At 45.8% G+C, this 13,822-nt stretch carries 10 protein-coding genes; 1 reads left to right on the top strand and 9 read right to left on the bottom strand.

What is annotated here, in order from left to right; translation table 11 throughout:
• Nucleotides 1-627: 627 nt before the first annotated feature.
• Entirely contained in the window at nucleotides 628-966 is a 339-nt protein-coding gene (locus tag FXV91_RS13695; protein ID WP_229391222.1) for a hypothetical protein, read from the bottom strand.
• Between the two features lie 244 nt (nucleotides 967-1,210).
• On the opposite strand from FXV91_RS13695, the gene FXV91_RS13700 reads away from it, so the two are divergent.
• Nucleotides 1,211-1,564, top strand: a complete 354-nt coding sequence (locus tag FXV91_RS13700; protein WP_229391223.1) for a hypothetical protein — start codon at nucleotides 1,211-1,213, stop codon at nucleotides 1,562-1,564.
• Here FXV91_RS13700 and FXV91_RS13705 read toward each other — a convergent pair.
• The 8 genes from FXV91_RS13705 to FXV91_RS13740 all read right to left on the bottom strand — a co-directional run.
• Nucleotides 1,532-2,248: a SprT family zinc-dependent metalloprotease gene (locus FXV91_RS13705; RefSeq protein ID WP_229391226.1), complete on the bottom strand. Its 717-nt coding sequence runs from the start codon at nucleotides 2,246-2,248 to the stop codon at nucleotides 1,532-1,534. The two genes, FXV91_RS13700 and FXV91_RS13705, sit on opposite strands and share 33 nt — an antisense overlap.
• Nucleotides 2,248-5,379, bottom strand: coding sequence for an HsdR family type I site-specific deoxyribonuclease (locus tag FXV91_RS13710; RefSeq protein ID WP_229391227.1), 3,132 nt, complete (start codon nucleotides 5,377-5,379; stop codon nucleotides 2,248-2,250). The genes FXV91_RS13705 and FXV91_RS13710 overlap by 1 nt, the downstream gene beginning before the upstream one ends.
• The gene (locus FXV91_RS13715; protein ID WP_229391230.1) at nucleotides 5,372-7,342 is read right to left on the bottom strand and encodes a DUF262 domain-containing protein; all 1,971 of its coding nucleotides are present in this window, start codon (nucleotides 7,340-7,342) and stop codon (nucleotides 5,372-5,374) included. The genes FXV91_RS13710 and FXV91_RS13715 overlap by 8 nt, the downstream gene beginning before the upstream one ends.
• Nucleotides 7,339-8,820 carry a DUF262 domain-containing protein gene (locus FXV91_RS13720; RefSeq protein WP_229391232.1) on the bottom strand — a complete coding sequence of 494 codons (1,482 nt, stop codon included), beginning with the start codon at nucleotides 8,818-8,820 and terminating at the stop codon, nucleotides 7,339-7,341. Before FXV91_RS13720 ends, FXV91_RS13715 begins: the two co-directional genes overlap by 4 nt.
• A complete protein-coding gene (locus tag FXV91_RS13725) occupies nucleotides 8,817-10,022 on the bottom strand; it encodes a restriction endonuclease subunit S (RefSeq protein WP_229391233.1) in 1,206 nt (401 codons plus the stop codon). Before FXV91_RS13725 ends, FXV91_RS13720 begins: the two co-directional genes overlap by 4 nt.
• Nucleotides 10,019-10,189, bottom strand: coding sequence for a hypothetical protein (locus tag FXV91_RS13730; RefSeq protein ID WP_229391235.1), 171 nt, complete (start codon nucleotides 10,187-10,189; stop codon nucleotides 10,019-10,021). The genes FXV91_RS13725 and FXV91_RS13730 overlap by 4 nt, the downstream gene beginning before the upstream one ends.
• The gene (locus FXV91_RS13735; RefSeq protein ID WP_229391238.1) at nucleotides 10,186-12,582 is read right to left on the bottom strand and encodes a type I restriction-modification system subunit M; all 2,397 of its coding nucleotides are present in this window, start codon (nucleotides 12,580-12,582) and stop codon (nucleotides 10,186-10,188) included. Before FXV91_RS13735 ends, FXV91_RS13730 begins: the two co-directional genes overlap by 4 nt.
• 292 nt (nucleotides 12,583-12,874) lie before the next feature.
• The coding region (locus FXV91_RS13740; protein ID WP_229391240.1) for an IS66 family transposase at nucleotides 12,875-13,822 on the bottom strand (948 nt) is incomplete at its 5' end.

Raw genomic sequence — 13,822 nt, forward strand, 5'->3', positions numbered from 1 at the left:
AACTCAGGATTAAGCCCCTAAATCTCTAATCTGGAATAATCAATCAATCAATCTTTTAATTGGGAAAATAGCTCTGAAAGTCTTATTGATGTAGAAATAAAATTATTTTAGGATGAGCTCATTAAGTAATAAAAAGAGTTTAATTTTCTATAGGATGTTGTCCTGATTAGAAAAAGTCTTTACTTATTGATTATAGCCAGATATCCAGCTGATCCGGGCAGAGCCGGAGGCCAGTTTACAGGACAAAAAGGAAAGAAAAAAGAAATTACTGTTTAATTTTTCACAATTAAACCCTTTTTCCACATCGAACACAAATCAATTCAACTGATTTATCATTTGCAAAACCTTGAAATGTTTTATAGTTATGTCCTATCAGATTACATAGGAACACAAACGGGATGCTACCAGATGTGGTAATTTTCACTTTACGTTTGAATATCTTCTTCATCAGTCAATTCCCTAAATCTTTTATAATAAAGTCACAGGAAGGAGAAGGACAGTAAAGCCCTATCCGCTTCCATAGTATCCCATTTCTCCTGCCTGCAATCTTAAGTACTCTTTTCCGCATTTCGGGTAGATTGCTTTCAGAGTTATTTCTTATTTTTGTCCTTGCCTTCTCTTTTTCAGTTATTTTTTAACACTTCTTATAAAATTCTCCATCTCATAATATCCCAGATAATTATTACTTTCATCATAGATAGGAAAACAAAAATCTGAAATAAATCTCCATTCGGGCCTGGATGGTCCGTTTTTCTCTTCGGATACGGGTATCAGATCATTATCCAACTCCCCGTTTCTAACATCGAACACTTTAATAGATTTATCAATTATAAAAGATTCTTTTCCTTCTCTTGCATCGATTATTTGATTATATTCAGTCGCGTTCTCCGGAAGTCTGTTAATCTTTACTATTCCGTAGTTTCCAATTGTGACACTAAACATTTTCTTTTCACCTTTATCTATCATTCAGGAGCACAACATAATACATTTTCGGAAAAACAAGAATTTAGGATTTTGAGATATAATCGTTTTTGTTATCTCTCTCAAAATTTGCAACCGTCCTGAGGACTGCGCTCCGTCCAATCCATTTGTAGCTAACACATAATTTATACGCTTTTAAACAGTATATCCCTAAAATACAGATGGGTAAGGAAAAATTCAATCAAAACACTATAACCACGGAAACAGGGAAACAGGGAAACACAGAAACATGGAAAGACACGGAAATATGGAAAGACATGGAAATATGGAAAGATATGGAAATATGGAAAACACGGAAGAAAGGAAATACGGGCAGATGTATTTCCGTGTTTTCCATATTTTCAGTGGATTATATTTTCATTTGAACTCTCCAGGGATATTACTTAGGGCTATAGTTTTTGTTTGTGCAAATATTTTCTGTGTTGACTATAATAGGACGGTTCCTCCAGCCTTTCTGAAGATCCTTTTCAAAAAGGTAAAAAGAAAATTTAAAATGTTTGCAGCTAGGAATTTGAAAAGATATTTTGAAACAAAATTCCAGGAAATTGTATCAATAAATCCAGTTCTCATGGCTGACAGGTAACTGATTCAGTTTGTCTCTGCAGAATTGCCATTTTGGCATGAACTGGTCCATTAGCGTGATAAAGCGAGAATTGTGCGTCGGCTCCAGCAGATGTGCCATTTCATGTACGACGGTGTATTCGAGACATTCTTTTGGTTTTTTGGCAAGTTCGGTATTGAGTCTAATATTGCGTGCTTTGTGGTTACAGCTCCCCCATTTCGTTTTCATCCGCTGTACAAAGAACCGCTCTACCTTCACACCCAGCAGCGGTTCCCACCTGGCAATTAACGGTGGCACAGCTTTCTTGAGCTGATCGCGATACCATGCATCAATAATAGCCTGCTTCTTTTTATCATCTGTTCCTGAACGCACCCGCAGGATCATCTTGCTGTGTTTTAATTCGACAGACGGTGCTTCATTGACTTCGATCACTTTGAGCAAATAGCGCTTCCCCCACACGTAATGGCTTTCAAGGTCCAGATACTCACGAGGAGTTTCACGCTCCTGTTCCTGGAATTTTTTCTGCTGCTGCTTGATCCAGCCCAGCCTGGAGATGGCGAAAATGCGAATAGTATCTATATCCATTCGCAAGGGAGCGGATATCCTGACTCTGCCGTTGGGCGGATACACACTCAGGTGAATGTTTTTGATATCCTTGAGCACCACGTCTACTGTGATATCCCCGAGTTCGATCTGCGTGGTCATCAGTATTCCTTTTGTGCCTTGATGATTATGAAGATACGCTCTACCTCGGATACATCATTCAGGATGTCGTACATAGCTTTCTTAATCACCCGTTCGCGAGGTTCAACACCGCGCCAGTCATCGGATCTGACTCTCTTTACGGTTTCATCGAGCCTCAGTGCCAGGTCAAGAACCTGATCGCCGGGGACTATGTATTCGCCGCTTTCTTCTACCTGGCCCTCATACCTTTTCCCGTCGTTTTGCAGGTTGTTGTAAAGCGCCCTCAGTGCAGGGCTTGTCTTCAACACTTCGAGGATATCGTCCTCATGTCCGGCTTCCACCTGCTTTACCAGATCGGCGATCATTTTTAAATACTCTTCATACTCGATGGCTCTGGCCTTCCTGGCAGCTATTATTTCATCCAGCAGGGCTGACATCTTCTCGTAGTAGGCCGGATCGTTCAGGTGCTCCTTGATTATTTTGCTGCGGACATTGTTCTCGATAGTTTCTGCCACGGCGTTTTTGTTGCCCTTCAATCCGCCGAGCTGGGTTGCGATGGCTTTGTCGATTCCTGTTTTTACGATCAGGTCCAGCAGCGGCATATCTTCAAAGGATGAGACTTTCCTGGGCTCGGCTGCCTCGATGTAGGTGTCGATTAGATGGCGCATGTCCGCCTCGTAGGCTTTCAGGTCGAGGCTTTCCCCACTGGCTTTACGGATGATTTCGCGGATGTTCAGATAATGTTCCAGCTGCTGCTTGATACGGGAGATGCCTGAGCTGCTGTATCCGGCGGATTCCAGTTCATCGGCAATGTTGGCGTAGGTGCGAACCAGCGAAGCAGTAGCTTTGTAGAGAGCGGCCCGTTGCGGTTCGTGTTCCTGGAGGTCAGTTGGGATTTCCGTATTGCCACAAAAGTAGTGAATGTGTTCCAGCTCTCCCTTTGGTGGTTCAACAGGTTCACACAGCAGGGCCAGAGTCTCCAGAGCATTGTCAAGGCGTTCCTTGCCTTTTTTCAGGCGGTCCTGCATTAAAACCTCAGGGGTGGCACCGCCAGCACTGTAGTCAAGCTCGGAAGAATAAACCTGAAGTGCTCCGGTACCCTTGTCGTTGACCAGATTTTTAAACAGGTCCTTGTAGTCCACGATATAACCAAAGTCCTTGTCTTCGCCGTCCAGCCGGTTAGTGCGACAGATTGCCTGGAACAGACCGTGGTCCTGCATTGACTTGTCTATATAGAGGTAGGTACAGGGAGGGGCATCAAAGCCGGTAAGCAGTTTGTCCACAACAATGAGCAGCTTCATATTAGCCGGTTCTCTGGTGAAAAGGGTTTTCGCCTGCTCTTCGTAAGCCTCTGTTTTTGTCATGCCTGGATTGGTTTCGATATCTTTGAGCAGTTCTGTGTAGGTGTTGTAAATGAACTCTTTATCTGTCTCGGTGTTTGCGCCTGTGTCCTCTTTTGTTACGTCCTGTGACTGTGGGTTGTAGGAGGTCACCACGGCGCATTTGCTTTTGAAAGGTGTTTTTTGGAACAGAGCGAAGTACTTACAGGCTTCGTGAATGCTGGATGCTACGAGAATGGCGTTACCGCGTTCGTTTGACAGGCGTGGCTTAACACTGAAGTCAAATATGATGTCGCTTACTACCCGTTCCATGCGAGAGCGTGAACTGAGCACTTTCTGCATGGTGCCCCAGTGATTCTTCAGTTCGTCTTTCTGCCAGTCATTGAGTCCCCGGGTCTTAGCATCAAACCACGCATCGATCTTTGCCTCGGAACCGAGATTCTGGTCGATGTCCCGGGCTTCATAAACGAGGTCGAGCACCACGTTGTCCTCTACAGCTTCGCTGAACTTGTAGGTGTGTATGTAGCCGCCGAAGACTTCCAGGCTGGTCTTCTTATCCTTCTTGAGCAGCGGCGTGCCAGTAAAACCGATGAAGACAGCATCTGGCATGATTGCCTCCATCGTCTGGTTCAGTTTGCCGCTCTGGGTGCGGTGGCATTCGTCTACGAAGACGAAAACCTCGCCCACGGTCTTTCCAGGCTGGGATTTCAGGTCCCTGATGAACGCATCGAAGTCGTCCACGCCCTTACGGCCAAACTTGTGGACCAGAGAGCATAGCAGGCGTGGCCTGGCCTGGCTGAGCTGGCTCATAAGGTCGCTGCCGCTGGTGGTTCTTTTGATAGCCTCGCCAGCTTCGGTGAAGACCCCTTCGATCTGTTTGTCCAGCTCATCGCGGTCGGTGACGATAACCACCCGGGCGTTGGGGTTGTTTTCCAGGATCCATTTGGCCAGCAGCACCATGACGATGCTTTTTCCGCTGCCCTGTGTGTGCCAGATAATGCCGCCTTTGTGCTGCCGTACATGCTTCTGCGCTGCCTTGATAGCGAAATACTGGTGCACTCTTGGAAGCTTCTTAATACCGCCGTCGAAGAGCACGAAGTCGTACATCAGCTCGATGAGCCGCTTTTTGTTGCACATCTTGAGCAGGTATTTGTCGAGCTTGAAGCGGCTGTCATCCTTTTCGTCTTCCTTCCACTTGAGGAAATACTTCTCCAGCGTGCCGATGGTGCCATATTTTAAGCCTTCGGAATCGTTGCCTGCGAAGATGAACTGCACGGTGCTGAAGAACCACCTGTTGAACTCAGGCTGCTGGTTGGACAGGTTCTGGCGGATGCCGTCACCGATGCTCACGCGGCTGTTCTTCAATTCCAGCACGCCGATGGCGATGCCGTTCACGTAGAGCACGATATCGGGCCTACGCTCACGGTTACCTATGAGAGTTACTTCCTCGGCAATGGCGAAATCGTTCTTCTCCGGCTCCTGCCAGTTTATGAGGTTGACACTCTCTGTAACCTTGCCTGCCTCGGTCTTTACAGGGACTCCATAACGCAGCAGGCTATAAACGGCTTTATTGTTATTGTAGAGGCTCTGGTTATGGCGGTTCGCTGCGTTTTTCAGCAGGTGGAGTGCCACACTGATCTGTTTTGGGGTATAACCGTTCCCTGTCAGGTAGACAGTCAGTAGTCCTTCCTCAATGTTGCTGTTATTTTCCCGGTCAATCCAGTTGCCAAGGTAGCTATAATTAAGTTCGTCACGAAAAAGAGAGATTATTCGGTCCTGTGTTTCGCGCTCAGACTTGCCGATGTTATGCATGGGCATCACCTTTCAAGTCTCTTTTAAGGTAATTATCTATCAATTTGATCATCTGTTGCTGGTGTTCTTGAGATCTCTTAGGAGTCCATTCTTCGTTTTGATCATATACGAGGAACATCTTCAAGGAATCAATACGATCTTTATTCCTTGTTTGAAAATGAGCTTTCTTTTCGTGGTATGGTTTTCGCCCGTATTCAGAATTAAGACTGCGGGAGACAAGCCCCAAGTTACCGAAACAATCCAATTCTTCTACCCACTGGGGATCTTTTCCAGTTTCTGGATTCCGAGGCCAGATGTGCTCAACCGAATTCTTGGCAGTCATACGGAATGTACCCTTATGAGCGCCGGTGATCTCCGTCAGCTTGCTAAACCAGAGAACGAATTCCAGCTTGTAAAACCAGTAGTGTGGAAAGTTGACCCCAAGAGGCTGCGCCAAAACAGTGCTGGCATCGATAAGTTCATTATGCTTCCAAGGCTGCTTCAGAAAACTCCAACTTTGCACAATTAATGAGTCAGCATCAATGCTACAAAACATGTGATTATCCAGATTCATCAGATAAGCGTAATGCTGATCAATCTCTCCTGGATGGTCATGAATATAGGCGAGCAGGGGCGTTAGCCAGTAATGTGTCGTGATCTGCTGAGAGTGATAGAGCATGCTTTGCAGTAAAGCAAAGCCTTCGTTAGTTGCAGGCTGCTGTCGAACTAAGCTGTAGTATGTTTTTCCTTTTGATGTAGAAGGATTAAGGCGCAGTTTGCAGATCAGATGATATTCTTCTTCTCCATTGCCCACCCATTTGATGATATATTTATCGAAACAGTAACGAATTTCCCACAAGAGCTCAATGAATGATGTTACCGCCTCGATACGCTTGATCCCATCACAGCGGAAATGATCTTCAAAGAGACTTAGCAGTTCCTTGTCCAGAATTTTAGGTAGATCAGGTTGTTCGTGTTTATGTAGCCAGATACGCAAGGTATGCTGTAGCAACATCGGAAAGGTAATGATGCTGCGAACGTCATCGGATTCATAAATTTCCTCATCTTGGCTGGTTTCCTTTGTTTCCTGAACTGCTTGCTTCATGGAAATAATTTCTTCCAGACTCAGCGCTTCTTCCCTTATCATATCTGCCTGTTGCTGTTTGAGCATGTCAAGAACATTGCTGGCACAGGCAAGAGCTTCCATATCCTTGATGCTTTTTTCGTTATCGAAAAGTGTAGAAATCTTGAGATTTGTAATCTCCTTCAAGTTCTTTTCCACATATCTAAGCATGTAAGAACATGCATCCCATAGGAGTGAGTAACGCTCACGTTCAGCGGCATTTTCGAGGGCACTTAGCATTCTGACTTTCAGGATTTCATGATTATGGAGCTGAACACCGCGATTGTTGATCACTTCAAAGAGCTTGTTGAGATCGGTTTCATCCGGAACATTAGTGACAACCATTTGCACTTTCTCGAAAATAAAGCGAGTGAAGTCTTCGAGATCAAGGTCTTTATGTTCCTTTGGGAAAGATTCGATAGTTGCCAGTGTATCCACTATAAGATGATTTCCTGCCAACGGTGTGTCAAGGTCGTCCATCCATTGAGCGAAAAACTTATTGATCTCTGGACGAATCGAAAAGGTAACACGAAATTGCCTGGCATATTTTCCCTGACGATATTGAAACTGTTTGAGTTCTCTCTGCCAGACAAGACTCATCATCCAGAGTGTAGTGAGGCGTTGCTGACCGTCGATCAGCTCAAAGTTCCGCCCATTATCTATCTCATCTCCTTCTACAACCAATATGCTGCCGAGGTAAAAAATATCTTTTTTTTCCTGGTATGCAGTGAGTAAATCTGACAATAAAGTTCTGACCTGATCATCGCCCCAGACATACATACGCTGGTAAATAGGTATGGTAAAAAAAGAGTTAGTCTCGACAATGTCACTTAAAGTTATCAGTTCGGAGCGAATGCTCATACCTGATTCTCCTCTATGAGTTTTTCGTCTATCCAATGGGCTTTACCTTTTAGATTATCCATTTTGTCATAATAGCCATAGTAGACCAGTACATTCTTTTTGTAGCGGCCCTGCACTCCTTTTCCAGTAACTATGTTCTCTTTATCATAGGCCGACACAGCCCTCGGATCTTTCTTCAGATAGGCGATAACTTCTTCGGGGCGAAATGCACTGGTAATGACATCCAGCAGGTTGTATGGTGAATCGCGCAAGAATATGAGTGGTGCCTCCTTGAAGATGTATTGTTTCTCAAGACGAATAGCACCCAGCACATGATCGAGCCAGAGGGCAAAGTGGAAGAGCTGGTGATGGCCGAACTGGTCAATATACATCACACTGGCCAACAGAAACAGTTCACGTAGGTATAACGATATGTCGGCAATCACTTGATCGTAAAGATTACGAAAAGCGTGTACTTCCGGATCTGGTTGCTCGTCTTCGAGCAATTGCTTGATTAAAGCAGTATATTTTTCCGCATAGAGAAAAAATCCAATGCCCATACTGATGGGCTGGCGGATGGCAAACGGTAGCTCTGCTGCATCGTTGCTCAAGCGAATCGATAGTGGTTCCAACCTGTAACCTTTTTGTGGCAGGAGGGTAAGCGTAGATCCAAGCCGATTGCTTCTGGAAGTGTAAAGGGGCACAGAATCTGGAGCTTCAGAACGGATGGCATCATTCTGAAATTCGGCAATAATATCGTTGTAAGATTCGCGTTTGATCTCCTTCTGCCCTGTCCAACGCCTTGCACGCCAGAGAAATTGATGAAACAAAGTGGGCGCAAAATCTGCCCCGTGGCCGAGAATTTGTTTACGACCTTGCAGTCGTTCCCAACGCTCGGCGCAGTTAGTTTGCAAGAGAATGTGGTCTCTTCCGTTAATTGCTCGCAGGTGATAGGCTTTCAGCAAGTCAGTGGGCTGAAGGGGCACTCCGCGATTATTCTGTGTATCAAAAAAGTTAAAGGCCAGATCCTCGGACTGAACCGTGATAACAGTGAAACAAATATGATTGAACAAGTTAGCTCCATGTTGTCGCAGGCTGGACTGCTCAAAGAGTTCCTGAGCTTGTTTAATATTTGCTACCGATATCGGTGAATGGTAGTGTAGCGCCTGATTTTCTGGCAATCCATCCATAATGAAGTGGTACAACAAACAGAGTGAGGTAAGTCGCTGTTGGCCATCGATAATAAAAAGTCTATTTTTTTCTATATCCTCATGCAGCAGTATCGCACCCATATAGTAATCGAGAGATATCCTCGATGAATTGGTTTTGTGGCAATACTCATCTATATCGGCGACGAGTTGATTCACCTTATCTGTACCCCATACAAAGGGGCGCTGATAAGTATCAATTGCAAGAGGGCGTTTCGCGTCTCTGAACAACGACGCAAAACTTTTTACCGAAACATCGACGTCTCCATTTGCGCTCACCGCCTCGGTCATACCAATCGAATCCTCCCTGTAAGCAGTTCCTGCATCATGCCCTGCTTGAGCTGGCGGGCCTTGGCAAGCCTTTCTTCCAGCGCGGTGATTTCTGAGTCCATGTCGGAGAGGATGGTGGCGATGGAGATTTGTTCTTTGATTGTAGCTGGCGTTTTGTAGGTGAAGTTAACGAAATCCTTCTGATAGAGATGGTTAATTGTCGATCCAGCGCTGAGCTGAACTAGGAATTCCGTGAAGATATTCGAGCAGAGTAGGTAATAGAAAAACTCGGGATGAAAAGCATCCTCAATTGGTCGAATCACGAAAACCCCGCTGTTCAAAGTCGCTGGTTTATGTAGATGATTAATTAATGCCACTTTTCCAATGGTGCCATCTTTAGTCACTAAAACGTCATGTTTTTTCAACTGGATGTTCTTGTCCTGCTTGTAGCGTGATTCAGTAACGTAATGACAATTGCTCCAGTCGATATAACCATCTTTGAACTCAGTTCCTGTGACAAGATAATAATCTCCAGAATCCAGGTATTCATCGGTTGTCAAGCCCTGCCATCCGATTCGAGCTTTGAGAATTGCTGTATTTCTAAGTAACTTTGTTTCCCATTCTCCACTAAATCCCGGCAGCCGCCTCTTCCCAGTAAGCAACTCCTGCATGGCGCCTTGTTTGATCTGGCGTTTCTTGGCGATGAGCTGCTCCAGGGATTCGATGAGGACATCCGCATCGCTCAATCCTTTGGCGATAGCTTCTTGTTCGGCCGGTGGAGGCACCGCTACCGGAATAGGAGCAATAAAATTCCGGTTTAAGGATTGTTGGGCACCCCCTGAATTGTGCCTACTAAAGTCGAGTGACTTGAGAAAATAGAAAACAAAAAGTTGGTCGTTACCGCGAAAATCTGTAACGTATAGTGCGGTGTTGTGCGGCCAGAAGTCTATCTTGCAGTAATGCGCCTGCCCAAATGATGCACCACTGCGACCGAGCACGACTCCTGGCCCTTTTACGAGTGGTGTGTCATGGAATCCATTCTGTCCGGCTGACCCCATTACAGGAACTTCTCCCGGTCTCCGTTCACATTCCGTGAGGTCATGACCACGTTGAAGGGAGATGAATTCGCCCAAGGTTTTTTGTGTCCAATCCTCCGGTATAATCCCAACCTCTGTCTGTTTGTAGCCGGACGGGATGTTCCCGGCGCTGCATTCCGCGCTCATAACCTTTCCTCCTGTTCCGGTTCGAGATTACACAGCTCTGTCTGCATTTTAAACCCGTCGAATTCGACGGGGTTGATAGGGGATTCGGGCAATTGGTCAGTAGACTGCTGACTAAATCGGAACTCAGGACAACTATCAGTGAGTAAAATGCCTGTCTTGCTGCTCATAATTTGAACCCCATACTCTCCAGGTGCCTGTTTACTTTTGCCTCCAGTTCGGCCACGCGGTCGGTCATCTGCGGCATCGGGGTTTCGTAGCGTTCGGCGAGCTCCTTAACGCGCTGGGTAAGAGACTGGCTGATCCGGTCCATCTCACCGTGGATGGCAGAATCCAGCGCAAAGAGCCATTTGTCGTCCACGACCAGCGTCTTGATGTCATCCTCGGTGAGCCTGGGGTAGTAAGCGCATGCTTTTGAATCGAGCGCTGCCTCGGTTTCCTTGAGGCGTTTCTTGAGGTCGGCTTCCTCATTGGCGAGTTTCAGCCAGTCGTTGAGCACAGCGGCTTCTTCCTTTGCTTCCCGGTCACTTTTTATATCCTTCAGGCGGGAGCTGATGTTAGCCCTGTTCACCTTGTCAAGTTCGGAGAAAGCTCCTTCCTCGCCGCCCTGTTCCTCTTCCAGCTCTGTCATGCTGGCAGTGATGCTTTCCAGCTCAGCAGTGAGGTTATCGATAGCTTCCTGTTCTTTGGCAAAGTAGCGAGAAACGATAAGCGGCTTTGGCACAAGGTCGCAGGTCCAGCCCTTGTCCTTTTCTTTTCCCTTCTTGTCCTTCTCGATAATACGATAAGTCTTAGCTTTCCATCCCTCGTCAGCGATGAGGTAGCAGTCGTCCTGCATCATTTCAGCCCAGTAATCCATCAGGTGCTGATAGACATCATATTGGCTGATGAGCGGCTTGTCTGCGTAGTGGGCGAGCAGGTCTTCGGATAGCTCGGCTATGACTTCCTTTGGGTGGCAACCGGTCTGTAACTGCCGAAGCATAGCAGAAGTTGTCGCACGCCAGGTCGCGAAATGTGCATTCATACCGTCGATGAAGTCAGCGAACTCAGGATGTTCGTAAATGGTGGATTTGATGGCTGCCTTGTCCACTGCAAGGTCCAGATAACCAGGGCTTTTCTCTTTAAACAGTGTCTGCTGAAGCTGAGGACAGATAGCCCAGTAACGCTGGAGTGCATCGACATCGACACAGGGAATGCCTCCATGCAGATGGCCTTCGATATCCTGAAGATCCTCTGCCTGCTGGCTGTCAATATAGCGTGGAAGGTTGAGGTTGAACTCGTTCTTCTCGATCTCCTCCAGGCTGACCATCCGCGAGTATTTCGGGACCTCAGCCTGCCGGGTGAAAACGTCTACTATCTTGTGGATGTCCTGGGCACGGAGGCGGTTCTTGGGACCATCCTTCATAAAACCCGCACTAGCATCGATCATAAAAATGCCCTTGCGGTTTTGAGCTTCTTCCTTGTCGATAACAATAATACATGCCGGGATGCCGGTGCCGTAGAAAAGGTTGGCTGGCAAGCCTATGATTCCCTTGATGTAGCCTTTGCGTACGAGAGAACGGCGGATATCAGCCTCTGCATTCCCTCGGAACAGCACACCGTGTGGCAGGATGCATGCCCCTTTGCCCGTACTTTTGAGCGAACGAACAATATGAAGCAGATAAGCATAATCTCCCTGCTTGGAAGGCGGAACACCAAAGGGCTTGAAACGCTCGTAAGAATCGTGAAGTGGATCGAGGCCGGTGCTCCAGCGCTTGTCGCTGAATGGTGGATTGGCAACAACGTAGTCAAAGGTCTTGAGCGTCTCTCCATCCTTAAACTTGGGATCTGTGAGAGTGTTACCCTGCATGATAAGCGCCTCAGGGTTGTTGTGCAAGATCATATTCATGCGGGCAAGGCCGGATGTGGCGGCGTCTTTTTCCTGGCCGTACATGGTTATCTTGGTTTTTGCCTCGTCTGCGACCTTCAAAAGCAGCGAACCGGAACCACATGTTGGATCATAGGCCGTGGTGGCATTTGTGGTATTGGCCTGGCGGATGCCGAGAATCTGTGCTATGATACGGCTGACCTCGGCAGGAGTATAGAACTGACCTTTACTTTTGCCACTCTCCGTTGCAAAGTGACGCATCAGGTATTCGTAAGCATCGCCCAGGATATCGTCACCTTCGGCACGGTTCTTCGAGAAATCAAGGGCAGGATTCTCGAAAATGGCAATGAGGTTGGTAAGCCTGTCCACCTGTTCCTTACCGCTGCCAAGCTTGGTAGCATCGTGGAAGTCCGGCATGTCAGACAGCTTGTTTGCATTGACCAGCGGACCGATTATTTTCTTGTTAATCTGATCGCCGATATCCGGTTTTCCTTTGAGTGCAACCATATCCTGAAAGCTCGCACCTTCAGGGACGGTAATAGGGGCAAATGGCACTCCAGCGTATTTGTCGCTGACGTATTTGATAAACAGCAGGACGAGTACATAGTCCTTGTACTGGCTGGCATCCATTCCACCTCGCAGTTCGTCACAACTGGACCAGAGAGAAGAGTAAAGTTCGGATTTTTTGAGAGCCATTTCATACCACCAATGAATGTTTACTCTGGGATGATCGGCTGAATCTGAAATCGAAATTTTGCAGATTGAAAATGTTGTTAACGAATTCCAAATAGTTCGGGACAACTCTTATGTTATATTCCTCGTCTTCTGAGTCCCATATGCAGGTCGAAATGTGCTTTCCGTTTTGGTTCATGCGTTTTCATCTTCTTATATAGTAACTACCCAACGATGACAGTTAAAAGTAATAAATGTGTTCATTTTAAAGAATGGTTATGATTTACGGGTGGTTTTGTTGCTCATTCGTAACTATTCAGAGTATAGTTAACGGCGCTCCCTTGAGCGCCGCTATAATACCCTCCAAAACAGGTAATCCGTTCTTTCTAATTGTAGAGATGTAAGCTCTAATTCTGCAGAAAGCTTCCGCTCCTTGTGTTGTTCTGAAAGTTCCTGATATCTTCTGCTGTAGTTTCATCATCCTGATATCTCTTTCTGCTTGATTATTCTCAAACGGAACTTTCAARTCTGTCAGGAATCTCAGGATCTTTTCTTTATGTTCTATAAACCTATCCAGCAGATTCCTTGCTTTAGTTTTTGGATTCTTTCCACGTTTTCCTTGCTTTTCAGGATTTAGAGATTGTGGATTTTCTTCAATTCCTTTAATTATGATAGCATCGAACCTTTCTTCCAATGCTTTAATTTGCTCAAAATCCAGTTCTTTGACTTGCTCCTTGCATTCGTCGGTATACTTTTTCATCTCAGTGAGCAGTTCATTCATTTCTTTAGCCCACTGCTGTTTATAGTTCTCTTCAATTCCAGCAAGTTCTCTCTGTAAATGAGCATTACAGAGAGCATGATCACAGTCATAAATGTTGTAAGGTTTCCATCCGTCGTGAACTGCTACTCCCTTAAACTCCAGAAGAATTCCCATAGCATTTATTGCCTCTGCTCCTCTTTTTGAGTGAGGAAAATAACATGTGTATTTATCATTAGAAGCTACATGAAGCCAGTGCCTTTTTCCTTCGATCTTCATACCAGTTTCATCAAAATGGACAACAGGAGAAATCATTAATTTCTCCCGAATAACGCTTTCGAATTCCTCTATATTCTGAAAACATTCTCTTTCTGCTCGAATTATCGTAGCAGGACAGATTTTTATTCCCATAATATCCTCAAAAAATTCAGAAATCCTTTCATAGGGGATAAAATGGTGATTTTTACAGTAAATAGCTGAAGCTAAAATATTTGGACCATACTGAAC

Source organism: Methanosarcina sp. DH2 (assembly GCF_020804225.1).
Classification (GTDB): Archaea; Halobacteriota; Methanosarcinia; order Methanosarcinales; family Methanosarcinaceae; genus Methanosarcina.

Excerpts from the sequence above, each read along its gene's own strand:
- FXV91_RS13705 (WP_229391226.1), bottom strand. The coding sequence starts at position 2,248 with ATGACCACGCAGATCGAACTCGGGGATATCACAGTAGACGTGGTGCTC.
- FXV91_RS13730 (WP_229391235.1), bottom strand. The coding sequence starts at position 10,189 with ATGAGCAGCAAGACAGGCATTTTACTCACTGATAGTTGTCCTGAGTTC.
- FXV91_RS13725 (WP_229391233.1), bottom strand. The coding sequence starts at position 10,022 with ATGAGCGCGGAATGCAGCGCCGGGAACATCCCGTCCGGCTACAAACAG.
- FXV91_RS13695 (WP_229391222.1), bottom strand. The coding sequence starts at position 966 with ATGATAGATAAAGGTGAAAAGAAAATGTTTAGTGTCACAATTGGAAAC.
- FXV91_RS13720 (WP_229391232.1), bottom strand. The coding sequence starts at position 8,820 with ATGACCGAGGCGGTGAGCGCAAATGGAGACGTCGATGTTTCGGTAAAA.
- FXV91_RS13710 (WP_229391227.1), bottom strand. The coding sequence starts at position 5,379 with ATGCATAACATCGGCAAGTCTGAGCGCGAAACACAGGACCGAATAATC.
- FXV91_RS13700 (WP_229391223.1), top strand. The coding sequence starts at position 1,211 with ATGGAAAGACACGGAAATATGGAAAGACATGGAAATATGGAAAGATAT.
- FXV91_RS13735 (WP_229391238.1), bottom strand. The coding sequence starts at position 12,582 with ATGGCTCTCAAAAAATCCGAACTTTACTCTTCTCTCTGGTCCAGTTGT.
- FXV91_RS13715 (WP_229391230.1), bottom strand. The coding sequence starts at position 7,342 with ATGAGCATTCGCTCCGAACTGATAACTTTAAGTGACATTGTCGAGACT.